Here is a 22,758-nt window from a genome sequence, read left to right on the forward strand (position 1 = left end):
ATAATAGGCTGAGAACTCAGTCCCGCACGACCGTGAGCGCGGTCAGGATCACAAGTAGGTAGAGGCACGTGGCAGAGACACAAGAACAACCGTGGGGTCGCGCAGACGAGACTGGAACGGTGTTCGTCCGCGAAGGCGACGAGTGGCGTGAAGTCGGTCAGTTTCCCGACGGAACGCCAGACGAAGCACTCGCGTATTTTGAGCGCAAGTTCACCGATCTTGCCGGTCAGGTGAACTTGCTCGAACAACGAGCAAAGCGCGGAGCTCCAGCGAAAGACATCGCCAAGGCCGTAGAAAACCTGACAGAGAACTTGCGGGAGCCAAGCGCCGTTGGCGATATCGAATCGCTGCGCTCGCGGGTCGCCGCACTCGATACGACGGTCGACGAGCTGAACGAACAGCAGCAGGCACAGGCGGAAGAAGCTCAGAAAGATGCCATCGCCCAGCGCGAGACCATCGTCACCGAGATCGAGGCTCTCGCCGCGATCGACCCTTCACGTGTTCAGTGGAAGCAGATGACCGGGCAGGTGAACGACCTTTTCGCCCAATGGCAGTCGCACCAGCAGGATGGCCCTCGCCTGCCGAAGGCACAGGCAAATGCGCTGTGGAAGAGATTCCGCACAGCTCGCAGCACGATCGAACAGGAACGCCGCGCATTTTTTGCGGATCTCGATGCGCAGCACCGCGATGTGAAGGCGCGCAAACAGGAGCTGATCGAGCAGGCCCAGGCGCTTGTGCCGCGCGGAATCGACGGAGTACCGGGGTATCGGAGATTGCTTGACGACTGGAAACGTGCAGGTCGAGCCGGTAAGAAGCAGGACGATGCACTCTGGGCTCGGTTCAAGGCGGCCGGCGATGAGATTTATGCGGCCAAGGCTGCGGTTGACGCGCGTGACGATGCCGAGTATCGGGAGAACTACGAGAAGAAGCTCGAGCTGCTCGAGGAAGCCGAGCCGCTGCTCTCAGAGAAAGACCTCGACAAGGCGAAGTCTCAGCTGCTCAGCGTTCAGCGTCGTTGGGAAGAGATCGGTCGGGTTCCTCGCGACAAGGTAAAGACCGTGGAAGATCGGCTGCGTCGCGTCGAGCAGTCTGTGCGAAAGCTCGACGACGAGCACTGGCGAAAGAACAATCCAGAGACGAAGGCTCGTACCGAGGGATTGGCTTCCCAGCTTCACGACTCCATCGCGAAGTTGGAGTCTGAGCTCGCGGATGCCGAGACGAAGGGCGACCGAAAGCGCATCGACGAGGCAAACGAAGCGTTGCGCACTCAGCGGCAGTGGCTTAACGCGATCGGCTGACCGTCCACAGGTGAATGCCTGTTCGACGTTCTCCACAGTGATTGGTGAGCTCGCTGCGGAGATGCTCCCGTCGGCAACGATGGGGGCATGTCCCGTTTAATTCCCCCGGTTTTGCGCTCCACGGATCTGCCGCTTGCCGTGTTGAGCGCCGCGCGCCTCGATGGAGTGCTCTGGGGCATCCATGATGGCTTCTGCCCTGTTGATGAACCCGACCGCCCAGAGTTGAGAGTTCTCGCCCTCTCCTCCGTTGTGCAGCCGCACGACGTCATTGTGGGACGAACGGCCGCCTGGGTGCACGGTGCTGGCACCCGGGTGATCGGGCCCGTCGAAGTCTGTTCGCGAGCACGCCCACTGGGGGCATGGAGAACAGGCACTCGTTATCGCGAGATTGCGCTCGACGAGTCTGATCTCATTCAGCTTGCTCCGTTCACTCCCTACGTGACAACTCGAGCTCGCTCAATCAGCGACATTGCTGTCGACTCACTGCGCACGATTCATGACAGCGAGCTTGTGCTCGCTCTGAGCGGTGGAGACGCGGCAACAGTCCGCGCACACGCTGGTGATCTCGCCGCAGCACGTCGCAGACCGAGGAAAGCTGCCGGACTTGAATTTCTCGACGCAGTCGTGGCGGAAGCTACACGGCGCGGTACGTCGTGTCTGTAGCGGTCAGCCTCCGTTGACCCGATAGACGTCGTACACGGCGTCTACACGTCGTACAGCGTTCAGCACGCGTTCGAGATGAGTGGTGTCACCCATCTCGAAAACAAACCGACTGATGGCCAGTCGTGCGTTCGACGTCGTCACCGTAGCCGAAAGAATATTCACGTGATGTTCGCTGAGCACCTGCGTAATATCGGAGAGCAACGCAGCCCGATCGAGTGCTTCCACTTGGATGTTCACGAGGAACAATCCTTTCGATGTCGGCGCCCACTCGACATCGATCATGCGTTCAGGCTCCTGCTCAAGTGATTGAACATTGTGACAGTCAGAACGATGCACCGAGACCCCGGAGCCGCGGGTGATGAAGCCGACGATCTCATCCCCTGGAACCGGAGTGCAGCATTTTGCAAGCTTGACGAGAATATCGGGTGCGCCCCGAACGAGAACTCCCGATTCGCTGTTCGCAGCGCGACTTCGGGGGCGTCCGCGCACCGGCATGTCGACGACCGTGTGCTCAGACTCCGCGTCACCCTGGACAATTGCGGCGACCTTCTCAAGCACCGATTGCGTGGACACGTGGCCCTCACCGACGGCGGCGTACAACGCCGAGACGTCGTTGTAGTGGAGTTGCGAGACTACTTCGTTAAGCGAGTCCAGCTGCTGCAGCGGAAGGTTTTGCTTTCGGAAAGCGCGCGCAATGGCATCCTTACCTTGTTCGATCGCTTCGTCTCTGCGCTCCTTGGTGAACCACTGTCGAATCTTGCTCCGCGCGCGGGGACTCTTGACGAACCCGAGCCAATCCTGGCTGGGACCCGAATCGGGGTTCTTCGAGGTAAAGACCTCAACCACGTCTCCGCTCCCCAAGGCGGTTTCCAACGGAACGAGACGTCCATTGACGCGGGCGCCCATGGTGCGGTGCCCGACCTCCGTGTGCACCGCATAGGCGAAGTCGACGGGTGTAGCGCCCGAAGGAAGCCCGATCACGCGGCCCTTCGGCGTAAACACATACACTTCCTTGGCACCGATCTCGAAACGCAGAGAATCGAGAAACTCGCTCGGATCAGCCGTCTCAGCCTGCCAATCAGAAATGTGGGCGAGCCAGGCGAGATCAGTGTCGGACGACGGACCCGACGCCTTCCCACCATTCATCCGTTCCTTGTATTTCCAATGAGCGGCAACACCATATTCTGCATGCTGATGCATTTCGTGCGTGCGAATCTGAATCTCGACAGACTTTCCCTCGGGGCCGATGACTGTCGTGTGCAGTGACTGATACAGATTGAACTTGGGAGTGGCGATGTAGTCTTTGAACCGCCCGGGAATCGGCGTCCAACGGGCGTGGATCGCGCCGAGCACCGCATAGCAGTCGCGCACGGAGTTGACGAGCACGCGGATTCCGACGAGGTCGTAGATGTCATCGAAATCGCGACCCCGCACGATCATCTTCTGGTAAATCGAGTAATACTGCTTCGGCCGGCCAACGACCTTGCCGCGAATCTTCTGGGCCTTGAGATCGTCATTGATCGCATCGATGACCATTTGAATGAAGTGCTCGCGCTGAGGAGTCCGTTGCTTGACAAGGCTCTCGATCTCGGCATAGATCTTAGGCTGGAGCACGGCGAATGAGAGGTCTTCAAGTTCCCATTTGATGGCCTGGATACCGAGCCGGTGCGCGAGAGGAGCGTAGATCTCGAGAGTCTCCGTCGCCTTCTTTGCTGCCTTCTCCGGAGGCATGAAGCCCCAGGTTCGCGCATTATGCAGACGATCTGCGAGCTTGATGATCAGCACACGAATGTCTTTCGACATTGCAACGATCATCTTGCGAACGGTCTCGGCCTGGGCGGCCTCGCCGTACTTGACTTTGTCGAGTTTCGTGACGCCATCGACGAGCATGGCGATCTCGTCGCCGAAATCGGCTCTCAGCTCATCGAGCGTGTATTCCGTATCTTCTACAGTGTCGTGCAGCAGCGCAGCGGCGATCGTTTTCGAACCGATTCCGAGATCGGCGAGAATCTGGGCGACCGCCACCGGGTGCGTGATGTACGGCTCGCCACTTCGCCTCTTCTGCTCTCGGTGTGCCTTTTCTGCGACGGTGTATGCACGTTCGATGACGGAGACGTCCGCCTTCGGCTGGTGCATGCGGACAGTGCGGATGAGTCGATCGACAGCGCCGACAGGCTGGGCTCGGGAAAAAATGCGTGGCACGAGCCTCCGCAGAGAAGCGGATTGCGTCGACGTGGATTCTGTCATCGCGGATCACCCCCTTGAACTTTCAAGGATACTGCCCAGCCGCGTGCTATTTGACCGGCTCGGCCTTCGACGCCCGCTCGCGCGCTGCGAGCACGCGTGCATCCCGCTTCTTGATCTCTGGCTCGTTTTGGCGGAACAGCGCGTAGAGCGGAGCTCCGACGAAAATCGTCGAATACGTGGCGACGATGATTCCAACGAAAAGCGAAAGCGAGATATCCCGGAGGGTCTCTGCGCCTAAGAGGAAATCACCGATGATGAGAATCGCGGCTACCGGCAGAGCGGCGACCACCGAGGTGTTAATCGAACGCACAAGAGTCTGGTTCACTGCGAGGTTCACCGATTCAGAGAACGTTCGAGGGGAATCCTCGCCATCTTCATGCGTATTCTCTCGAATCTTGTCAAAGACGACAACGGTGTCATAGAGCGAATATCCCAGAATCGTCAGAAACCCGATTACCGCTGCGGGCGTGACCTCGAACCCTGATGCTGCGTAGACGCCGAGCGTGATCACAAGCACATCAGCCAGTGTGAAGATTGCTGCCGCCGACATTTTCCAGGTTCTGAAATACAGAGCCATGATGATGAATGACAGAACGAGAAAGATCACAAGTGCTGTCAACGACATCTTCGTCACGTCACTGCCCCATGTCGCCCCAATGAAGTTGGTGTTCACGTCAGACGCGTCAACCCCATAGGCCTCCGCCAGCGTCTGCGTGATTGTGTGTGTCTCATCCGCCGTCAGCTGGTCCGTCTGAACTCGAACTCCGTCGTCGCCCACAATCACAACGCGTGTGACGGCGTCGGGTACGACGCCGGCGACAGCATCCGTTGCGAGTTGCTGCTCGGTGCTCTTCGCTCCCGAAATCGAGAACTGGGAACCGCCGGTGAACTCAATGCCGAAGTTGAAACCGCCCTTGAGAATCGGCGTGAGGATAGATGCGATCACGAGGAGCGCGGCGATCGTGAACCACACGCGGCGGTTGCCGACGAAGTTGACGGAGCGCTTGCCTGTGTAAAGGTCGTTTCCGAAACGAACGAAGCTGGCCATCAGGAATCCTTCTCGTCATTCTTCGCTGAACCGGTCGAGGTCAATTCCGCCTTCTTCCGTTCAGCGATTGTCTGGCGCTTCTGCGCTTCCTTGCTCGAGGAAGCAATCTTCGAGCGCTTCGCCGAGACAGGTGAGCGGAACTGCGCACGGCCTCGATAGACAGCACCAAGGGCTTCAGGGTCGAGTCCTGAAAGCGGATGACCGCTGGAGAAGAACCGTGTCTGCGCAAGCAGCTGGAGCATGGGGTGAGTGAAGATCACAACGACGAGCACGTCAATGAGTGTCGTTACACCGAGTGTGAATGCGAACCCACGCACGTTCCCCACGGCGAGAACATACAGCACGACGGCAGCAAGAAGGTTGATGCCCTTTGCCGAATAGATCGTGCGCGCTGCACGTTTCCACCCGGCTTCAACGGCAGACTCCAAGCCTCGACCGTCTCGAAGCTCATCGCGTATTCGCTCGAAGTAGACGATGAAGGAGTCGACGGTGAAACCGATGGCGACGATCAAACCGGCGATACCCGCCAGAGACAGGCGGTATCCCTCGCGCCATCCGAGAATGGCGATTACCAAGTAGGTCAGTGCAGCAGCAATGACGAGCGAGAGAATCGTCACGAACCCGAGAAGTCGATATTGGAATAGCGTGTAAATGACGACGAGCAGAAGTCCGATGAGACCGGTAATCATACCGATCTCCAACTGAGCCGACCCGAGTGTCGCAGAGATCTGGTTGGAGCTGAGCTCCGTAAAGTTGATGGGAAGCGCGCCGTATTTGAGCTGGTCAGCCAAAGCCTTTGACGTGTCTTCTGTGAAGTTTCCGCTGATCTGCGCTTTTCCATCAGAGATGACAGCTTGAGAACGTGGCGCCGAGATGACTTCGCCGTCGAGCACGATGGCAAACTGGTTCTTCGGTGACTCAGCGCCCGTAAGCCGCGAGGTGACGTTGGCGAATGCCTTCGTCCCTGTGCCATCAAACTCGAGGTTGACGACCCACTGCCCCGTGGTCGCACCCGTCTGCGTCTGTCCCATGCCGGCAGATGCATCGCTGATGTTGGCACCCTCTACCTCAACGGGCCCCAGAATGTACTTCACCGTGCCATCGGTCTCGCAGGCGATGATGGGCTGGTCGTCAGGTGCGTCAGCTGCCTCACCGCGCTCTGCATCGCAGTCGAACGCCTGATACTCCTGTTGCAGGCGCGGCGTGATCCAACTGTTGTCGCTGGCGTCGGTTGGTGCGGCAGTCGGCTCGTTGGGAACCGTCGCTTCTGGAGACGGATACGGCGTGGCCTGCCCGTCTTCTCCGACGAATTCGTTCGACGGCTCGCCTGCGACGAGTACAGGCCGGAACGAGAGCTTTGCCGTGGATGTGACGCGGTCACGTGTCTCCTGATCGGCAACACCGGGGATAGCGACGACAATATTGCGACCGCCCTCCGTTGTGACTTCGGCTTCCGTGACACCCGAGGCGTTTACACGCTGGCGGATGATTGAAACCGCTTGGTCGAGCTGCTCCTGCGAGACGTCAGAGCTATCGGAGACCTGTGCCTCGAGAATGATCTGCGTCCCGCCCTCAAGGTCAAGAGCGAGCTTCGGGATGAAGCTGGCTCCGCCCCAGAGAACGCCACCGGTGAGAACCGCGATCAGGACAAGGACGAGGAATCCCAGCCACGAAAGCGAGCGGGTCGCCTTTCGGGTAGGTGTGGAGCGTGGAGACACCTATGTACTCAGCTTTCTGTTGCAGGAATTCCGGGCGCTGTGAGCGGCCTAAGCGTTGTCAGACTTGTTGTCGCCGTTGGGTGCAGTGTTATCGGTGTCGTCAGTCTCGATCTCATCTTCTGCGTCGTCCATGGGCACATCCTCAGACTCAGCGTCGTCTGTATTGTCGATGACTCGCGTGATGGTCTGTCGGTGAACGGTCAAAACGACGTCAGCACCAGTCTGCAGCTCTACTTTGTTGTCATCTTCATCGATGGACAGGATGGTTCCGAACAGTCCGAAGTTCGTCATCACCTCGGCACCCGGAGCGACCTTGGACTGCAACTCCTGCTGATCGCGCTTACGCTTCTGGCTGTTTCGGAACATGAAGAAGATCAAAACGGCAAGGATTGCCAACATGGCAATTGTTAACGGGTCCATACAGTTACACGGCTTTCCGCGGTGCTTCACCGCTGATTGTGGGGACGGCCGGTGGGCCAGAGTCGATTATAGGGTATCGAGCGGTAGTGACTCCTGAGCAGTGGCTATGCCGAAGTGCTTGTATGCGAGTTCCGTGGCCATACGCCCGCGTGGTGTGCGCGTGATCAGGCCGATTCTCACAAGGAACGGCTCGACGACGCTCTCGATGGTCTCACCCTCCTCGCCGACGGAAACGGCGAGCGTACTCAGGCCGACCGGGCCGCCGCCAAACCGGGTGAGGATGGTGCTCATAACCGCGCGGTCAAGACGGTCGAGGCCGAGCGCATCAACATCGTAGAGACGCAGCGCCGCTCGGACGGCGTCAACGTCGCCTGAAGTCTTGTGAACGAGCGCGTAGTCTCGCACGCGACGAAGAAGTCTATTCGCGATTCGGGGGGTGCCTCGGCAACGGCCGGAGATCTCGGCAATTCCTTCCTTGTCGAGTTGGAAGTCAAGCATCGGCGCCGCACGCTCGATTACTTTCGCGAGATCGTCATCATCGTAGAACTCGAGATGGGCAGTGAACCCGAATCGATCGCGGAGAGGGTTAGGGAGAAGTCCTGAGCGAGTCGTTGCCCCTACGAGAGTGAACGGTGCCAGATCGAGAGGAACGGACGTGGCACCAGCGCCTTTGCCGACCATGATGTCGATTCTGAAATCTTCCATCGCGAGGTAGAGCATTTCCTCTGCGGAGCGGGCCATGCGGTGAATTTCATCGATGAAGAGAACTTCACCGGGAACAAGACTGGAAAGAACGGCAGCGAGATCTCCTGCATGCTGAATCGCCGGACCGCTGGACGTTCGAAGTGGACGACCGGACTCGTGAGCGACGATCATGGCTAGTGTTGTCTTGCCCAGTCCCGGCGGGCCGGCAAGCAGTATGTGATCCGGCGTGCGGTTTTGCAAACCAGCAGCTTTGAGAAGAAGCTCGAGTTGCCCGCGCACCTTGGGCTGCCCGACGAATTCAGCCAGACTAGCGGGTCGAAGTGCTCCTTCGAAGGCGAGTTCAGCCTCGGAGAGCACCTCTGACGACGTCAACTCCTGATCACTCACCGCTGACCTCCTTTCGACGTCGAGGGGCCGAGTTGCGCAAGCGCCAATCGCAGGAGGGTCTGTACGGGGGCAGAAGCGAGGTCGGGCTGAGCAGAGAGAAGTGAGCTCAGCGCGGACTCAGCGTCACGTTCAGACCAGCCAAGCCCTGTGAGCGCCACAACGACGTCTGCCCCATTTCCCTGCTTTGGAGCGACGGTATCGGTCGTGTACGCGAGCGATGTGACTTTGCCAGCGAGTGAGAGGATGATCAACTTTGCCGTTTTAGGACCAATGCCGCTCACTGCGCGGAACGCCTTGTCGTCTTCGCTCTCGACAGCAGTCGCAACTTGTCCTGGCCCGAGAGCCGAGAGTACGCCCAGCGCTGATTTGGGACCGACCCCATTGACGCGAAGCAGCAACTCGAAAATTTCGAGCTGCTCGCTTGTCTCAAAACCAAAGAGGCTCAGGGCATCTTCGCGAACGATCAGGCTCGTGTGGATGAACGCCGTCTCACCGGTGCGCAGAGCCAGCTCGTGTTCTGGCGTCACCTGAACAGCGAGACCGACTCCACCTACCTCGATGATGACGTTCCCACCGCGTGCAGACAGAACAGTTCCGCGTACCGAAGAAATCACGTTCTCAGCCTAGGCGGTGAGTCCGACAGTGCGGTTCAGGCTCGCGGCGGTCTCCCCCGCCGCGATACGCGCTCGGCGTCCAACCACGCACGTTGCGCCGGTGTCTCCGCTGCCATTCCCGTTGGAGTGACTGAGCTTCCGATTCGCCAGGCGTGGCAGAGCGCGAGTGCAAGAGCATCCGCCGCATCTGCTGGCGTCGGCGGCGCGGCCAACCGCAGAATGCGCGTCACCATAGTCGCCACCTGCTTTTTGTCGGCAGACCCATAGCCTGTAATGGCAGCCTTCACCTCGGATGGCGTGTGGTGTCCGACCCGGAGGCCGCGTTTCGCAGCGGCGGCGAGGGCGATCCCACTTGCCTGAGCCGTTCCCATAACGGTGCGTAGGTTGTGCTGCGCGAATACTCGCTCGACGGCGACCGCCTGAGGGACGTACTGATCCAGAGCGGCGTCGATGCCTTCGGAGATCGAGAGAAGTCGCGATTCGACTTCGGCGTCGGAGGAGCTTCTGATCACCCCGTAATAGACGAGTGTGGCTTCGCGATTCGGCGCAACATCGATGACTCCGATTCCACAGCGGGTGAGCCCGGGGTCGATGCCCAGCACGCGAAGCGCCACTCGTCAGTCTTCGTCGTCTTCGAGCTGTGCTCGTACGTCGGGGCTGATGTCGAAATTGCTGTAGATGTTCTGCACATCGTCGGAGTCGTCGAGAGCATCGATGAGCTTGAATACTTTGCGAGCGGTGTCAGCGTCGATCTCCACTTTGAGATGTGGCACGAACGCGACATCTGCCGAGTTGTAATCGATGCCGGCCTCTTGCAATGCCGTGCGAGCAGGGACAAGGTCGGTTGCTTCCGTGATGATCTCGAAGGTGTCGTCCTCAGCCTGAACCTCTTCTGCGCCAGCATCGAGTACGGCGGCGAGCACGTCATCTTCCGTCGTCTCCTCCTGGGGTACGACGATGAGGCCCTTGCGGCTGAAGTTATAAGACACGCTTCCCGGATCCGCCATCGTTCCGCCATTGCGAGTCATCAGCGTCCGGACATCCGCTGCGGCCCGGTTCTTGTTGTCCGTCAGACATTCGACGAGAAATGCGACGCCGTTCGGTCCGTAACCCTCGTACATGATCGTCGTGTACTCAATGGACTCGCCCGTGAGGCCGGCACCGCGCTTAACGGCGCGATCGATGTTGTCGTTGGGGACGGAGGTCTTCTTCGCCTTTTGAATGGCGTCTTGCAAGGTGGGGTTTCCCGCGAGGTCCGGCCCACCGATCTTGGCGGCAACCTCAATGTTCTTGATGAGCTTTGCGAACGATTTGGCACGCCGCTGATCGATGATCGCTTTCTTGTGCTTCGTTGTCGCCCACTTGGAGTGCCCTGACATGTGCTCCCTCACTGCGTCTTGTAAAGTACGGCCATTCTACGGTAGGTCGGTGGTTGACCCGTAGAGCCGTCAGCTGGCCTGGCTGCGCACGCGTTCGATGAAACGTTCGTGAAAGCGTCGCTCGCCGGTTACCTCGGGGTGAAACGACGTCGCAATGATGTTGCGTTCTTCGACTGCGACAATGCGGCGGTTGTCGATCTCGCTCAGCACACGGACGTGCGGGCCAGTCTGAGTGACGACCGGCCCTCTGATGAAAACCGCGTGCACTGGCGGCGCTCCCAGCTCTGGAATGTCGAGATCGGTCTCGAAGGAGTCAGTCTGAGAGCCGAATGCGTTTCTCTGCACAGTGACATCGAGGCCCCCAAATGTCTGCTGGCCCGCGATTCCGTCCACGAGCCGTTCGGCGAGCATAATGAGGCCCGCGCACGTACCGAAGACAGGGAGCCCGGAGTCAATCGCCTGGCGGATCGGATCTGCGACACCGAACATTCGGCTCAACTTGTCGATGACACTTGATTCCCCGCCCGGAAGAACGAGCCCGTCGACCGCTGAGAGGTCACCGACAGTCCGCACGCTCGTCACCTCGACGTCGAGCTCGCTCAACACCGATGTGTGCTCACGCACGTCGCCCTGAAGGGCGAGAACTCCGACTCGTGCCCTACCAGCCACGCTCAGACAAGCGGTGAGGAGCGGCAAGATCGCTCACGTTGATACCGACCATGGCCTCTCCGAGCCCGCGTGAGACGTTCGCGACCACAGTGGGATCATCGTAGAACGTCGTCGCCTTGACGATCGCCGCTGCGCGTTGCTCAGGGTTACCTGACTTGAAGATTCCCGACCCCACGAACACTCCATCGGCTCCGAGCTGCATCATCATCGCGGCGTCTGCCGGTGTGGCGACGCCGCCCGCTGTGAAAAGCACGACGGGGAGTTTGCCCGTCTCGGCAATTTCCTCGACGAGAGCGTACGGTGCCTGGAGTTCTTTCGCCGCGACGAAAAGCTCATCCTTCGACAGAGCGGTCAACGCACGAACCTCGGAGGTGATTTTACGGATGTGTTTCGTGGCCTCTGAGACATCGCCCGTTCCCGCTTCACCCTTGGAACGGATCATCGCCGCACCCTCGTTGATGCGACGAAGTGCCTCGCCGAGGTTCGTCGCCCCGCACACGAAGGGAACGGTGAACTTCCATTTGTCGATGTGATTCACGTAGTCGGCTGGGCTGAGAACCTCGGACTCGTCGATGTAGTCGACATCGAGCGCTTCGAGAATCTGAGCCTCGACAAAGTGGCCGATTCGAGCCTTGGCCATCACGGGAATCGAGACTTCGGCGACGATAGCATCAATGAGATCGGGGTCGCTCATGCGGGCGACACCACCCTGCGAGCGAATATCTGCGGGTACGCGCTCGAGGGCCATGACCGCGACGGCTCCTGCGTCCTCCGCGATTCGTGCCTGCTCAGGTGTGACGACATCCATGATGACGCCGCCCTTCAGCATTTCCGCGAGCCCGCGCTTGACGCGGCCTGTGCCAGTTGCGTTCTGTGAATTGCTCTCAGTCATGATGCTCATTCTCCATGTGTTCGGGCTTCGGCCAGGCCTCTGCAAGCGTTTCGCGAACCTCGCCGAGGAGTTGTGGAAGCGCCTTGGTCTTGGCAATGATGGGTAGAAAATTGGCGTCTTGCGCCCAGCGCGGCACGATGTGCTGATGCAGGTGCGCAGATATGCCGGCTCCGGCCACCGCGCCCTGGTTCATCCCGAGATTGAAACCGTCGTTGCCGGAGACTGAACGAATGACGCGCATCGCAACCTGTGTCAGTTCCCCGATTTCAGCAACTTCCTCAGGAGTTGCCAAATCGTACGTCGATATATGACGGTACGGGCACACAAGGAGGTGACCGGAGTTGTAAGGGAAAAGATTGCAGATGACGAACGCGTGGCGACCTCGTGCAACGATCAGCGAGTCCGTGTCGTCCATTCGTGGAGCGCGGCAAAACGGGCAATCGTCGGTCTCTGGCTCGCCCTGGCGGATGTACACCATGCGGTGCGGCGTCCACAGGCGTTGAAACTCGTCGGGGACGCCCGCCAGGTGAAACTGTTCGGCAGATTCTGCCTGAACATCCTGATGTTCCGTCATGCCGACCACGCCGTCGTCACGTGCTCGTGGGATCTGATGCTCGCGACGATCTTGGATACTGCGTCGTCAATTGGCATGCCGTTGAGTTGCGATCCGTCTCGGAATCGGAAGCTCACATTGCCGTGCGAGCGATCTTCCTCACCAGCGATCAGCATGAACGGAACCCTGTGCTTCGTGTGGGTGCGGATCTTCTTCTGCATGCGATCGTCTGAATGATCGATCTCAACGCGAACCCCCTGCTTCTTCAGGCGCGCAGCGATGTCATCGAGATACGGCCCGAACTCCTCGGCAACGGGTATTCCAACGACCTGCACGGGTGAAAGCCACACGGGGAATGCGCCAGCGTAGTGCTCGAGAAGGATCGCAAAGAATCTCTCGATCGAGCCGAGCAGTGCACGATGAATCATGGCTGGCTGCTTGCGAGTTCCATCGGCAGCCGTGTATTCGAGCTCGAAGAGCTCGGGCTGGTTGAAATCAAGCTGCACTGTGGAAAGCTGCCAGGTTCGACCGATGGCGTCTCGAGCCTGAACCGAGATCTTCGGCCCGTAGAATGCGGCACCGCCCGGATCGTCAACAAGCTCAAGACCCGAGTCAAGAGCGACCTGTCGAAGTGTTTCAGTCGCGTCATTCCACGCGTCGTCGGTTCCCACTGATTTTTCGGGGTCGCGTGTCGACAGCTCGAGGTAGAAATCGTCGAGCCCGTACCCGCGCAGCGTCTCGAGCACGAACTCAAGCTGTCTGGCGACCTCTGGCTTAATTTGGTCTTCCGTCACATAGATGTGCGCATCGTCTTGAGTGAGGCCTCGAACGCGTGTCAGTCCCGAGAGCGTCCCGCTCTTCTCGTAGCGGTAGACGGTGCCGAACTCGGCGAGACGCAATGGCAGTTCTCGATAGCTGCGGCCCCGTGCCCGATAGATGAGGTTGTGCATCGGGCAGTTCATCGGCTTGAGGTAATAGTCCTGTCCCTGCTTGACCACAGCGCCGTCGGCATCGGTGACCTCATCCAGGTGCATCGGCGGAAACATGCCGTCTCGATACCAGTTCAGATGCTGACTGATCTCGTACAAGTGGCCCTTGGTGATATGCGGCGTGTTGACGAGCTCATAATCATTCTCGACAAGTCGCTTGCGCATATAGTCTTCGATCTCTGCCCGAACGATTCCACCCTTCGGGTGGAAGACGGCAAGCCCGGAGCCGATCTCGTCGGGGAAGCTGAACAGATCGAGTTCCGCCCCCAATCGGCGGTGGTCCCGCTTGGCGGCTTCTTCTAGCCGGGTCTTGTATGCCCGAAGCTCATCTTTTGTGGGCCACGCGGTGCCATAGATGCGCTGCAGCTGCGGGTTCTTCTCGGAGCCGCGCCAATAGGCAGCGGCAACGCGCATGAGGGAGAAGCCGTTGCCGATCAGGCGTGTCGAGGGAAGATGAGGCCCGCGGCACAGGTCTTTCCACACCGTCTCCCCTGTTTTCGGGTCGACGTTGTCGTAGATTGTGAGCTCGGCGCCGCCGACCTCAACATTCTCGTTCTCGTCTCCTGCTGACCCGCCAGCACCTTTGAGGCCGATGAGTTCAAGCTTGTATGGCTCAGCTGCGAGCTCCGCACGTGCGCTGTCTTCTGTGACGACGCGCCGTTCAAAGCGCTGCCCCTGTTTGACGATGCGCTCCATTGCCTTCTGCAGAGCTTTGAGGTCGTCGGGAGTAAAAGGGTCTGTGACGTCGAAGTCGTAGTAGAACCCATCGGTGATCGGCGGGCCGATCCCGAGTTTTGCCTCAGGATTGACCTGCTGCACCGCTTGCGCGAGCACGTGCGCCGCCGAGTGACGAAGGATGCTCAGGCCGTCTGCAGAGGTAATGTCAATCGGCTCGACGTCGTCTGTGTCCGTCACCGTCGTCGCGAGATCCTTGAGCTCGCCGTTGACGCGCATGGCGACGACGGAACGGTCGGGAAACAGGTCGAAACCGTCTGACACCGGTACTCACTCCTTGGCTCGCTATCACTGACCCTGACAACTTTAGCCGTCCTGAGCCACGCACCGGGACGTCGCAGCAGAAAACCCCTCGGCCGGAGGCCGAAGGGTTTTTCTGTGCGCGATACTGGGATCGAACCAGTGACCTCTTCCGTGTCAGGGAAGCGCGCTACCGCTGCGCCAATCGCGCCCGTTTGGGGCTATTCACTTTGAGTCGAGGTGGCGACGGGATTCGAACCCGTGTGGACGGCTTTGCAGGCCGCTGCCTCGCCTCTCGGCCACGCCACCGCGTGTGGGCATGCCCACAGGCCGTAACCAGCCTTGAGACTGATCCTCAGCACTCGAGCGGATGACGAGATTCGAACTCGCGACCCTCACCTTGGCAAGGTGATGCGCTACCACTGCGCCACATCCGCATTGCTCACATTTCTGCGTGCTCAAAAACTGTAACCGAAATGTCTGCGAATGTTCAAACTGACGCATCTCGCGCGTGTCGTTATGCGCTCGGGAGCCAGCGCGCCATCGATTGTGCGTGAAGAAACTTTCTCGGTTAGTATCGAGTGTCGTTCCGGCAGTACGCCGGTTCGGGCGATTGGCGCAGTTGGTAGCGCGCTTCCTTCACACGGAAGAGGTCATCAGTTCGAGTCTGGTATCGCCCACCACCACAGTCCGCGTGGGTGCGTAGGTCGCTCACGCGGCCGTATATCCCCCGTCGATCGGCAGCACCGCACCGGTGATGTATGAGGAGGCCGGCGACCCGAGGAAGTAGATCGCTTCTGCGACCTCCGCAGGATCGGCGAGCCGCCCGAGCGGGATTGTCGCAGCTTGTTCTGCACGGTACTGCTCAGGGTCTGGATGCTTCTGCATCCACGATTCGATCACGGGAGTGACGGTTAGCCCTGGAGCAGCGACATTGACGCGAATATTGCGAGGTGCCAGCTCGATGGCCGCGCCCTTTGCCAGCATGATGAGGCCGCCCTTGGCTGCAGAATACATCACCTGATCCGCGATGCCTGCAATGCCGAGGCGAGATGCAACGCACACGATCGCGCCTCCGTCTGACATGTGTGCAGCTGAGTGCTTGATAACGCTGAATACGCTGAGGACGTTGGCATCGAGCAAGGCCCGAGCATCATCGAGGGGCATCTCTGTGAGAGGTCCCTCCTGCTGGAGTCCGTGCACGAGCAGCACCGCGTCAAGCCCGCCGAGCTCTGCGATCGCACGGTCGACCAGGTCGGAGACAAAGCTCTCGTCAGAAAGGTCGCCGGAAATATACAACTCATCATCCCCCAGGGTTATGGGGGGAGAACCGCGTTGGCCCGTGAGCACGAGTCGCGCCCCATCGCGCCTACAGCGCTTGACGACAGCTTCGCCAATGCCGCTCGACGCACCTGTGATGAGAACGCGCAGCGCGCGAGCATCCATGTCTTCCTCCTCAGTTCAGCCGTCCGCGTGCCGATACCGGCCACATCTCGCACGTGCCGTCTGGCATCACTACGGTGAGCTCGTCAAAGCTGTTCACGACGGGGCAAACGTGGTTCGGCAGTACCGGCACCATCGTGCCGACAGGCAGCTGCGGCCCGTCAGCCAGCAGTTCAAGATACCCGTGATACTCGTTGAGCTTGTGCAGACGGTGGCCGAGTCCCGGCACCGTTCCGAAGCCGCGTTCGGCGTCTCCCTCACGCCCGAGAGCCTTCGATCCCACATCGAGAATTGCGCGGCCAGGCTCCTGCGCACTGACAACTGTCGCTGCGACGAACAAAGCGATGTCAGATTCGCGGCAGGCACCAAGCCGGAGGTTGTCACCATCGTTGAAGACGTACTCCCCCGGTCGGATCTCCGTGATCACGCGATCTATCGAGAATTCAGCGGTCGGGGTCGATCCCGCGCTAACGAGATCGACGCTGAGTCCTTTCGCCTCGATGCTGTGAACGGCAGCAGTGAGAGCTGCTTCTTGATCTCGAGCGGCCCGTCGGCGTTCACCTGGGACACCGCCGTGTCCCGGGTATGTGTACACGCCCGGAACGGGAAAACCGCGGTCGACAGCGTAACGCGCGAGCGCTCCGGCCGCCCGAGGGTCGACACCGGAGCGACCGGCCCCGCATTCGATCTCGATGACAAGAGAGACTTCTGTGCGCAACTCCCCGAGAGCTTCGCTGAGCGTGTCTGCGGCATCTCTGCTCTCCACACCGATGCTCAGTTTCGTTCGGCACGCGAGCGAGCGCAACCGCCCGGCCTTGGAACCTGCAGCCCAGAGCGGGTACGCGATGAAAATGTCTGTCACTCCGGCTTCGGCGAATACTTCGGCTTCGCCGACAGTGCCCGCCGTGATTCCGTGCGCACCCGCAGCGATCTGCAGGCATCCGATGTCGATGCTTTTGTGCGTCTTAACGTGGGGGCGAAGGCTTTTGCCGTGTGAATCGGCGAACCTCTGCATGCGAGCGATATTCTCGCTCAGCGTGTCGCGCAACACGATGGCGGCCGGGCTCTCCTGCAGACGATCATTGCCCGCTAGAATCTCGGAGAATCGATGCATGAAGACTCACCTCACCCGAGTGTCGAGCGCGAGGTGTTCGTCATCTGACCGCTCACCGCCGCCGCCCACGTCTCGATCTGGCGATTCTCTCACGGGCGCTGGCGTCTGTTAAGGGGTCACGAGAAAACGACTACGGCTTGGCAATGAGGATGCCCAAGCTGACGCTCTCCTCCGGAACCTTCGCCTTCAGCGCGTCGCGTGCGCTCACGTAGTCGGCCCCGGTCGCCTCAATCGGGGTCACCGCTGTTGAGCGGATGATCCCGGTCACACGAGTGCCGCCATCGATCTTTCCGATGTCGAGTTGAATAATCTCGAACCCGTCGGGAACGACCTGCTCGATCATTGCGCGCGCCTCGGTGACTTCAGCAGCATCCTGTGTGATCTGGTCGGTCTGCGTGGTGCGATAGGCGCTGACAAGTCGAGTCATATCCCCAGCGTAGCGAGGTGTTGCGGCCCGCACGACGCGACGGGCCGAGACACCCTAGAGCCAGACCTCACGCGATCTCGCGAACCTCCATGGCGTAGGCGCTCTCTCCGTGCACGGAGTTGTCGACGCCAGCGACCTCTGCGTCTGGCTCAAGGCGGAACTTGATTGTCTTTTCGATGACGGTTCCGACGATCCACGCGACGGCGAAGCTGTACCCCAGAACCGCAAGCGCCGCAACGGTCTGAAGCGTGAGCTGCTGAAGCCCGCCTCCGAGAAACAACCCGGTTCCCGTAGCGAAGAATCCCAGATAGAGCGTGCCGATCAGCCCTCCGACCAGGTGGATGCCGACGACATCGAGCGTGTCGTCGTACCCGAGCCTGAACTTGAGCTCGACGGCGAGTGCGCACACGGTTCCGGCGAGTGCACCGAGCAGCAGCGCCCACCCCGGGGTGAGATTGGCACATGCCGGGGTGATGGCCACAAGGCCGGAGACGGCACCGGATGCTGCGCCGACCGACGTGGACTTGCCGTCTTTGACCCGTTCAACTATGAGCCAGCCGATAATGGCGGCGGCAGTCGCGCCAAGCGTGTTCACGGTAATCAGACCAACACCGTCGAGTCCGTTCGTCCACTCGGCTCCCGCATTGAACCCGAACCATCCGAACCAGAGAAGCGCTGCACCGAGAAGCACGAGCGGCACATTGTGCGGCTTATCTGCGCCCTTGGCAAACGTCGATCGTTTTCCCAGCACGAGAACGAGAGCGAGTGCAGCTGCCCCGGCATTGATGTGCACTGCAGTTCCACCCGCGTAATCGATAACCGCTGCTGCGCTGTCTGCACCGAACAAGATCGTGCCGAGATGTAAAATCCAGCCTCCGCCCCACACCCATGCGGCTACGGGGAAGTACACGAGGGTCGCCCACACGCCGGCGAACAGCATCCACGATCCGAACCGTGCGCGATCGGCGATTGCCCCCGAGATAAGCGCAACGGTGATGATCGCGAATGTCGCGCTGAACGCTGATCCGAGCAGATCGGTGTTCGCGGTCTCACCCGAAGCGAGTGACGTGAGCCCGAGATCCGCCACGGGGTTGCCTGAGAAGTCCCACAGTCCAGTGACGGAACTCATGCTGGCGCCGTAGAGCACCCACAGCACGCCGATCAGGGCGAGAGCTCCGAAGCTCATCATCATCATGCTGACGACGCTCTTTGCCTTGACGAGGCCGCCATAGAAAAAGGCGACTCCCGGTGTCATGAGGAGCACAAGCGCTGTGGCGGTGACCGCCCACGCGATGCTTCCGGTATCCATATTCTCTACCTCTCGGTGGTGCGGACCGGCGGTAATCATCGTCGGTGCACTCAGCTTCGGGCGGGAATGTTTCCGGAGTGGGCAGTCCGTGTTTCAGAGTGGTGACAAAAACCGCGCTCTGTGAACGGCAGGTTTCAGGCAGCGGTCGATAGCGAGATCATTCGAGACATGGCTCGCAGGTACTTCTTGCGGAATCCACCGGAGAGCATATCGTCAGAAAAGACGGTGTCGAGGGGGATGCCGCTGGCGACGATAGGAATCTGCGCGTCGTATACGCGGTCGATGAAAGCTACCAGTCGCAAGGCCGACGCTTGCGAATCGAGTTCTGTTGTGTTTCTGATTGCGATCGCGTCAACCCCGTCGAGAAGACGGATGAACCTCGAGGGGTGAACGATGGCGAGATGCTCGATGAGCGTCCGGAAGTTGTCATCGGTCATGGTGGTCCCGGATGCCGTGGCGCGCTGAATCGCCTGATCGATCTCGCCATCGGTCACGGTGACGCAGTTTCCCTCGATGGCACGCCTTCGGTAGTCAGTGCCGTCGATGCGCAGAGTTTCGAACGTGCTCGAGAGAGAGTGGATTTCGCGAAGAAAGTCCTGTGCGGCAAACCTGCCTTCGCCGAGGGCATTTGGCGGCGTATTCGACGTTGCAGCCAACCGAGTGCCCGTGGCTGCCAGCTCCGTGAGCAGCCGCGTCATCATCATGGTGTCGCCCGGGTCATCGAGCTCGAATTCGTCAATGCAGATGAGCGACGATCCGGTGAGCAACGAGACGGTGCCGACGTAGCCGAGAGCACCGACGAGGGCCGTGTACTCGATGAAGGTTCCGAAGTATTTCCTTGTTCCAGGCTCAGCATGCCACAGCGCTGCCAGCAGGTGTGTTTTGCCGACGCCGAAGCCGCCATCAAGGTAGACGCCGGGTTTCAGCGCATCCGGCTTCGGCTTGCGCGAGAAGAACTTCGCCTTCTTCGGAGTCTGCCCAGCAGAAAATGTACGCAAGTAATCGACGGCTGCCTGTTGAGACGGGTATTCGCCGTCTGGGCGATAGGAATCGAAGCTCGCCGCCTCGAACTGAGGCGGGGGCGCGAGATTGGCTGCGAGGTCTTCCCCCGACATCTCGGGACGTCGATCGACGAGGTGCTTGACGGTCCCGGCGTGTGACGGGGGAATATTCATCGGGTGAGGAGCCTTCATCTGAATGCGGACTGTCGGCTTGTGTCAGACTCTTACGCTGACGCACGACAACTCTCAGCCCGCGAGCGTATCGTCGGGCATGACAGCATCCAGCTTAACCGCTGTGATTGCATGTGACCGGGGACCAAAACCAGAGGAGGAACGATGGCGGTTGAGGCCGATGCAGGTACAGAGAAGTTCACGGGTTATGCAGACCCGACACGGCTCGTCAGCACAGAGTGGCTTCAGGCTCATCTCGACTCCCCCGGCCTCGTGATCGTCGAGTCCGACGAAGACGTTCTTCTCTACGAGACTGGACACATCCCCGGTGCCGTCAAGGTTGACTGGCACACGGAACTCAACGACCCGGTGGCCCGCGACTACGTGGATGGCGAAGGATTCGCCGCTCTGCTCAGCCGTAAGGGCATCTCCCGCGACGACACAGTCATCATCTACGGTGACAAGAGCAATTGGTGGGCCGCATACGCGCTGTGGGTGTTCAGCCTCTTCGGGCACACTGACGTGCGTCTGCTCGATGGAGGGCGAGACAAGTGGATCGCTGAAGGACGCGAGATCACGACAGATGTCGCGAGCAGGTCAGCGACGGATTACCCCGTCGTGGCGCGCGACGACTCGACGTTGCGCGCATACCGTGACGATGTGCTTGCACACTTCGGCAATCCGCTCATCGACGTGAGGTCGCCGGAGGAGTATCGCGGTGACCGAACGACTGCCCCCGCGTACCAGGAAGAAGGCGCCCTTCGAGCCGGGCACATTCCGAGTGCGTCCAGCGTTCCGTGGGGCAAGGCTGTCGCGGAGGACGGCACGTTCTTGCCGGTCGGTGCACTCGAATCGGTGTATCGCGATGGTGCTGGGCTGAGTGACGGCGATGACGTGATCGCATACTGCCGCATCGGAGAGCGTTCGAGCCACACCTGGTTTGTGCTGCGCCATCTGCTCGGGCTGTCGAACGTTCGCAACTACGACGGCTCCTGGACCGAATGGGGCAGCTCCGTCGGTGTTCCCATCGTTCTCGGTGATGATCGCGGCGAAGCACCTGAACCGCGCAGTTCGTGAGCGGGAAGGAACCAACAACCATGGTCGATGCCCCCCTGAGCGACGCTCTTGCCGAAATTCGCGACGAGTTTCTCGAGCTCGACGAGCAGAACCGACTTCTGCTGCTTCTCGATTTCGCGAACGAGCTGCCCGAGTTGCCCGAGAAGTATGCGGATCATCCCGATTTGCTTGAAAGGGTCGTCGAATGCCAGTCCCCGGTGTTCTTGACCGTTGAGATTACGCATGGCGCGGTGACCGTTATCGCGTCCGCTCCCAAAGAAGCGCCGACGACGCGGGGCTTCGCCAGCATCCTCGCTCAGGGTATCGAGGGGCTCAGTTCAGAAGATGCGCTGTCGATTCCGAATGACTTTCCACAGATGCTCGGGCTTGGGCGCGCCGTTTCCCCGCTTCGGCTGAGCGGAATGAGCGGCATGCTCGCGCGCATCAAACGTCAGGTTCGCGAGAAGTCGAGCCCTTCCGGCTGATTGAGCTGTGAGTGTGCTCGGCGAGCCAGCGTGCAATGACGCGATTCCAGCGTTCGCTGTCGAAGTTCCATAGCTTTGTGTGTCTGGCGACGGCGAACGTCTCGAGTGTGACGAGGTCGGGGCGCGCCTCGGCGAGGGCGTGTGAGGCATCCGAAGGGACGAAGCCATCATCGTCGCTGTGCACGATGAGCACTGGATGCGTGAGGTCGGCGGCGTGCGCCACGCGATCGAGGCTGTCGAGATCTATCGGCTGGTGCTGTCCCGTGACGATTCTGCTCAGCCGATGGCCGATGAGCCACATTGCTGCGTTACGCACGAGCGCGGGAATGCGGGACGCACGCGCCTGATAACGAAGCACCGACCGCCAATCGACGACGGGTGACTCCAGAACCAGACCTGTGATGCGCGGAGCGTGAGCGGAGCGTGCGGCCGTCTGCAGGCAGATTGCTCCGCCCATCGACCAGCCCATGAGTACAAATTTCGTGTGGCCCGCCGTGAGTGCCTCGCTCAACGCGGCATGCACGTCTTTCCACTCGGTCATTCCCAGGCCGTACCGCTTGTCTGCCGACGCTGACGCATCGCCGTCATTGCGGTATGAGATCGCGAGAGCGTCGTAACCGGCATTGTGAAATACAGGCACGGCGCGCAACACTTCATTGCGCTGCACTCCCCTGCCATGAACGAGAACCGCACAACCCTTCGTCTTTTCGGATGCCGAGGGAAAATACCAGGCCGGTGCGGTTCCGTCATCCGTACGAATTGTCCAGTCGACAAAAGGCAAACCCAGTTCAGAGGCGTCACGGTAGAACCATCCGGTGAAGGAAGCTCCTCCACGCTGCACGTGGCCGGGTAAATCGGAGAGCACCCGACGCGTCACTGTGTGCGGCGTCTCGGCAATAATCTCGCCAAGGCGAAGAAAGTCCCTGGACCTGTTGACCCACAGGCCGTATCGCCCGGGCAGACGCGTGTCGGGAGTCGACGTGATCGTGACAGTATTCGCCACGGTATCGACGTGCGTGACGCGTGTGTTATGAGAACGCGTCGATCCCGTGCGTACGACGGTCCTGGCGACTTCCGCAGTGATTCCGAAAAACGCTCCGACGAGCGTGACGCCGAGCGCGGCAAGTAAAAGCGGCAGCCAACGGCGAGAGCCGTGGTCGGCGTGGCACTGAGGTTTCATCGAAGAATAACTCTA

22 protein-coding genes and 4 tRNA genes are annotated in these 22,758 nt (G+C 60.1%); 5 read left to right on the forward strand and 21 right to left on the reverse strand.

All coding sequences use genetic code 11. The annotated features are described in order from the left end of the window. Window positions 1-68 precede the first annotated feature (68 nt). Window positions 69-1,298 (forward strand): DUF349 domain-containing protein, encoded by a 1,230-nt coding sequence (locus HCR76_RS08350; protein WP_198248165.1) that lies wholly within the window; start codon window positions 69-71, stop codon window positions 1,296-1,298. 87 nt (window positions 1,299-1,385) lie between these two features. Next, the gene (locus tag HCR76_RS08355) at window positions 1,386-1,961 is read left to right on the forward strand and encodes a hypothetical protein (protein ID WP_166989932.1); all 576 of its coding nucleotides are present in this window, start codon (window positions 1,386-1,388) and stop codon (window positions 1,959-1,961) included. Between the two features lie 3 nt (window positions 1,962-1,964). On the opposite strand, the gene HCR76_RS08360 is transcribed toward HCR76_RS08355, so the two are convergent. The 15 genes from HCR76_RS08360 to HCR76_RS08430 form a co-directional block, all read right to left on the reverse strand. Continuing rightward, window positions 1,965-4,208 carry a RelA/SpoT family protein gene (locus HCR76_RS08360; protein ID WP_166989934.1) on the reverse strand — a complete coding sequence of 748 codons (2,244 nt, stop codon included), beginning with the start codon at window positions 4,206-4,208 and terminating at the stop codon, window positions 1,965-1,967. Window positions 4,209-4,254: 46 nt separating this feature from the next. Continuing rightward, window positions 4,255-5,256, reverse strand: coding sequence for a protein translocase subunit SecF (gene secF, locus HCR76_RS08365; protein ID WP_166989936.1), 1,002 nt, complete (start codon window positions 5,254-5,256; stop codon window positions 4,255-4,257). After that, window positions 5,256-6,974, reverse strand: coding sequence for a protein translocase subunit SecD (gene secD, locus HCR76_RS08370; RefSeq protein ID WP_166989938.1), 1,719 nt, complete (start codon window positions 6,972-6,974; stop codon window positions 5,256-5,258). The genes secF and secD overlap by 1 nt, the downstream gene beginning before the upstream one ends. A 48-nt stretch (window positions 6,975-7,022) precedes the next feature. Then, the gene (yajC, locus tag HCR76_RS08375; protein ID WP_166989941.1) at window positions 7,023-7,394 is read right to left on the reverse strand and encodes a preprotein translocase subunit YajC; all 372 of its coding nucleotides are present in this window, start codon (window positions 7,392-7,394) and stop codon (window positions 7,023-7,025) included. Window positions 7,395-7,460: 66 nt separating this feature from the next. Next, a complete protein-coding gene (gene ruvB, locus HCR76_RS08380) occupies window positions 7,461-8,486 on the reverse strand; it encodes a Holliday junction branch migration DNA helicase RuvB (RefSeq protein ID WP_166989943.1) in 1,026 nt (341 codons plus the stop codon). Then, window positions 8,483-9,100, reverse strand: coding sequence for a Holliday junction branch migration protein RuvA (ruvA, locus tag HCR76_RS08385; RefSeq protein WP_166989945.1), 618 nt, complete (start codon window positions 9,098-9,100; stop codon window positions 8,483-8,485). Before ruvA ends, ruvB begins: the two co-directional genes overlap by 4 nt. A gap of 35 nt (window positions 9,101-9,135) precedes the next feature. Further along, window positions 9,136-9,714, reverse strand: coding sequence for a crossover junction endodeoxyribonuclease RuvC (gene ruvC, locus HCR76_RS08390; RefSeq protein ID WP_166989947.1), 579 nt, complete (start codon window positions 9,712-9,714; stop codon window positions 9,136-9,138). Window positions 9,715-9,717: 3 nt separating this feature from the next. Then, on the reverse strand, window positions 9,718-10,479 hold the full coding sequence (locus HCR76_RS08395) for a YebC/PmpR family DNA-binding transcriptional regulator (RefSeq protein ID WP_166989949.1): 762 nt from the start codon (window positions 10,477-10,479) through the stop codon (window positions 9,718-9,720). 69 nt (window positions 10,480-10,548) lie between these two features. After that, on the reverse strand, window positions 10,549-11,148 hold the full coding sequence (gene pdxT, locus HCR76_RS08400; protein ID WP_166989951.1) for a pyridoxal 5'-phosphate synthase glutaminase subunit PdxT: 600 nt from the start codon (window positions 11,146-11,148) through the stop codon (window positions 10,549-10,551). After that, window positions 11,138-12,040, reverse strand: coding sequence for a pyridoxal 5'-phosphate synthase lyase subunit PdxS (gene pdxS / locus HCR76_RS08405; protein ID WP_166989953.1), 903 nt, complete (start codon window positions 12,038-12,040; stop codon window positions 11,138-11,140). Before pdxS ends, pdxT begins: the two co-directional genes overlap by 11 nt. Then, a complete protein-coding gene (locus HCR76_RS08410) occupies window positions 12,033-12,614 on the reverse strand; it encodes an HIT family protein (protein WP_166989955.1) in 582 nt (193 codons plus the stop codon). Before HCR76_RS08410 ends, pdxS begins: the two co-directional genes overlap by 8 nt. Continuing rightward, window positions 12,611-14,581, reverse strand: a complete 1,971-nt coding sequence (gene thrS / locus HCR76_RS08415; RefSeq protein WP_434063579.1) for a threonine--tRNA ligase — start codon at window positions 14,579-14,581, stop codon at window positions 12,611-12,613. Before thrS ends, HCR76_RS08410 begins: the two co-directional genes overlap by 4 nt. Before the next feature lie 115 nt (window positions 14,582-14,696). Continuing rightward, window positions 14,697-14,768 (reverse strand) — tRNA-Val (locus HCR76_RS08420). A gap of 27 nt (window positions 14,769-14,795) precedes the next feature. After that, window positions 14,796-14,866 (reverse strand) — tRNA-Cys (locus HCR76_RS08425). 56 nt (window positions 14,867-14,922) lie between these two features. After that, window positions 14,923-14,994 (reverse strand) — tRNA-Gly (locus tag HCR76_RS08430). A gap of 170 nt (window positions 14,995-15,164) precedes the next feature. Here HCR76_RS08430 and HCR76_RS08435 point away from each other — a divergent pair. Beyond that, window positions 15,165-15,240: transfer RNA gene (locus HCR76_RS08435), tRNA-Val, on the forward strand. A 28-nt stretch (window positions 15,241-15,268) separates the two neighbouring features. On the opposite strand, the gene HCR76_RS08440 is transcribed toward HCR76_RS08435, so the two are convergent. The 5 genes from HCR76_RS08440 to zapE form a co-directional block, all read right to left on the reverse strand. Next, a complete protein-coding gene (locus tag HCR76_RS08440) occupies window positions 15,269-16,003 on the reverse strand; it encodes an SDR family NAD(P)-dependent oxidoreductase (RefSeq protein WP_166989957.1) in 735 nt (244 codons plus the stop codon). Between the two features lie 10 nt (window positions 16,004-16,013). After that, window positions 16,014-17,114, reverse strand: coding sequence for an alanine racemase (locus HCR76_RS08445; protein WP_166989959.1), 1,101 nt, complete (start codon window positions 17,112-17,114; stop codon window positions 16,014-16,016). Window positions 17,115-17,244: 130 nt separating this feature from the next. Continuing rightward, window positions 17,245-17,541, reverse strand: coding sequence for a hypothetical protein (locus tag HCR76_RS08450; protein WP_166989961.1), 297 nt, complete (start codon window positions 17,539-17,541; stop codon window positions 17,245-17,247). Window positions 17,542-17,608: 67 nt separating this feature from the next. After that, on the reverse strand, window positions 17,609-18,850 hold the full coding sequence (locus HCR76_RS08455; RefSeq protein ID WP_166989963.1) for an ammonium transporter: 1,242 nt from the start codon (window positions 18,848-18,850) through the stop codon (window positions 17,609-17,611). 134 nt (window positions 18,851-18,984) lie between these two features. Continuing rightward, window positions 18,985-20,025 (reverse strand): cell division protein ZapE, encoded by a 1,041-nt coding sequence (zapE, locus tag HCR76_RS08460; protein ID WP_166989965.1) that lies wholly within the window; start codon window positions 20,023-20,025, stop codon window positions 18,985-18,987. Between the two features lie 162 nt (window positions 20,026-20,187). Between zapE and HCR76_RS08465 the strand changes: the two genes are divergently transcribed. Both HCR76_RS08465 and HCR76_RS08470 read left to right on the forward strand, forming a co-directional pair. Then, the gene (locus HCR76_RS08465) at window positions 20,188-21,099 is read left to right on the forward strand and encodes a sulfurtransferase (protein ID WP_166989967.1); all 912 of its coding nucleotides are present in this window, start codon (window positions 20,188-20,190) and stop codon (window positions 21,097-21,099) included. A 20-nt stretch (window positions 21,100-21,119) separates the two neighbouring features. After that, entirely contained in the window at window positions 21,120-21,563 is a 444-nt protein-coding gene (locus HCR76_RS08470; RefSeq protein ID WP_166989968.1) for a SufE family protein, read from the forward strand. On the opposite strand, the gene HCR76_RS08475 is transcribed toward HCR76_RS08470, so the two are convergent. After that, a complete protein-coding gene (locus HCR76_RS08475) occupies window positions 21,523-22,743 on the reverse strand; it encodes an alpha/beta hydrolase (protein WP_166989971.1) in 1,221 nt (406 codons plus the stop codon). The genes HCR76_RS08470 and HCR76_RS08475 overlap by 41 nt on opposite strands. Window positions 22,744-22,758 lie beyond the last annotated feature (15 nt).

Source organism: Paramicrobacterium chengjingii (assembly GCF_011751765.2).
Lineage (GTDB): Bacteria > Actinomycetota > Actinomycetes > Actinomycetales > Microbacteriaceae > Paramicrobacterium > Paramicrobacterium chengjingii.

Excerpts from the sequence above, each read along its gene's own strand:
- HCR76_RS08395 (WP_166989949.1), bottom strand. The coding sequence starts at position 10,479 with ATGTCAGGGCACTCCAAGTGGGCGACAACGAAGCACAAGAAAGCGATC.
- HCR76_RS08475 (WP_166989971.1), bottom strand. The coding sequence starts at position 22,743 with ATGAAACCTCAGTGCCACGCCGACCACGGCTCTCGCCGTTGGCTGCCG.
- HCR76_RS08355 (WP_166989932.1), top strand. The coding sequence starts at position 1,386 with ATGTCCCGTTTAATTCCCCCGGTTTTGCGCTCCACGGATCTGCCGCTT.
- HCR76_RS08455 (WP_166989963.1), bottom strand. The coding sequence starts at position 18,850 with ATGGATACCGGAAGCATCGCGTGGGCGGTCACCGCCACAGCGCTTGTG.
- HCR76_RS08410 (WP_166989955.1), bottom strand. The coding sequence starts at position 12,614 with ATGACGGAACATCAGGATGTTCAGGCAGAATCTGCCGAACAGTTTCAC.
- zapE (WP_166989965.1), bottom strand. The coding sequence starts at position 20,025 with ATGAATATTCCCCCGTCACACGCCGGGACCGTCAAGCACCTCGTCGAT.
- HCR76_RS08360 (WP_166989934.1), bottom strand. The coding sequence starts at position 4,208 with ATGACAGAATCCACGTCGACGCAATCCGCTTCTCTGCGGAGGCTCGTG.
- HCR76_RS08450 (WP_166989961.1), bottom strand. The coding sequence starts at position 17,541 with ATGACTCGACTTGTCAGCGCCTATCGCACCACGCAGACCGACCAGATC.
- secF (WP_166989936.1), bottom strand. The coding sequence starts at position 5,256 with ATGGCCAGCTTCGTTCGTTTCGGAAACGACCTTTACACAGGCAAGCGC.
- yajC (WP_166989941.1), bottom strand. The coding sequence starts at position 7,394 with ATGGACCCGTTAACAATTGCCATGTTGGCAATCCTTGCCGTTTTGATC.
- HCR76_RS08445 (WP_166989959.1), bottom strand. The coding sequence starts at position 17,114 with ATGCATCGATTCTCCGAGATTCTAGCGGGCAATGATCGTCTGCAGGAG.
- HCR76_RS08440 (WP_166989957.1), bottom strand. The coding sequence starts at position 16,003 with ATGGATGCTCGCGCGCTGCGCGTTCTCATCACAGGTGCGTCGAGCGGC.
- pdxS (WP_166989953.1), bottom strand. The coding sequence starts at position 12,040 with ATGACTGAGAGCAATTCACAGAACGCAACTGGCACAGGCCGCGTCAAG.
- HCR76_RS08465 (WP_166989967.1), top strand. The coding sequence starts at position 20,188 with ATGGCGGTTGAGGCCGATGCAGGTACAGAGAAGTTCACGGGTTATGCA.
- HCR76_RS08470 (WP_166989968.1), top strand. The coding sequence starts at position 21,120 with ATGGTCGATGCCCCCCTGAGCGACGCTCTTGCCGAAATTCGCGACGAG.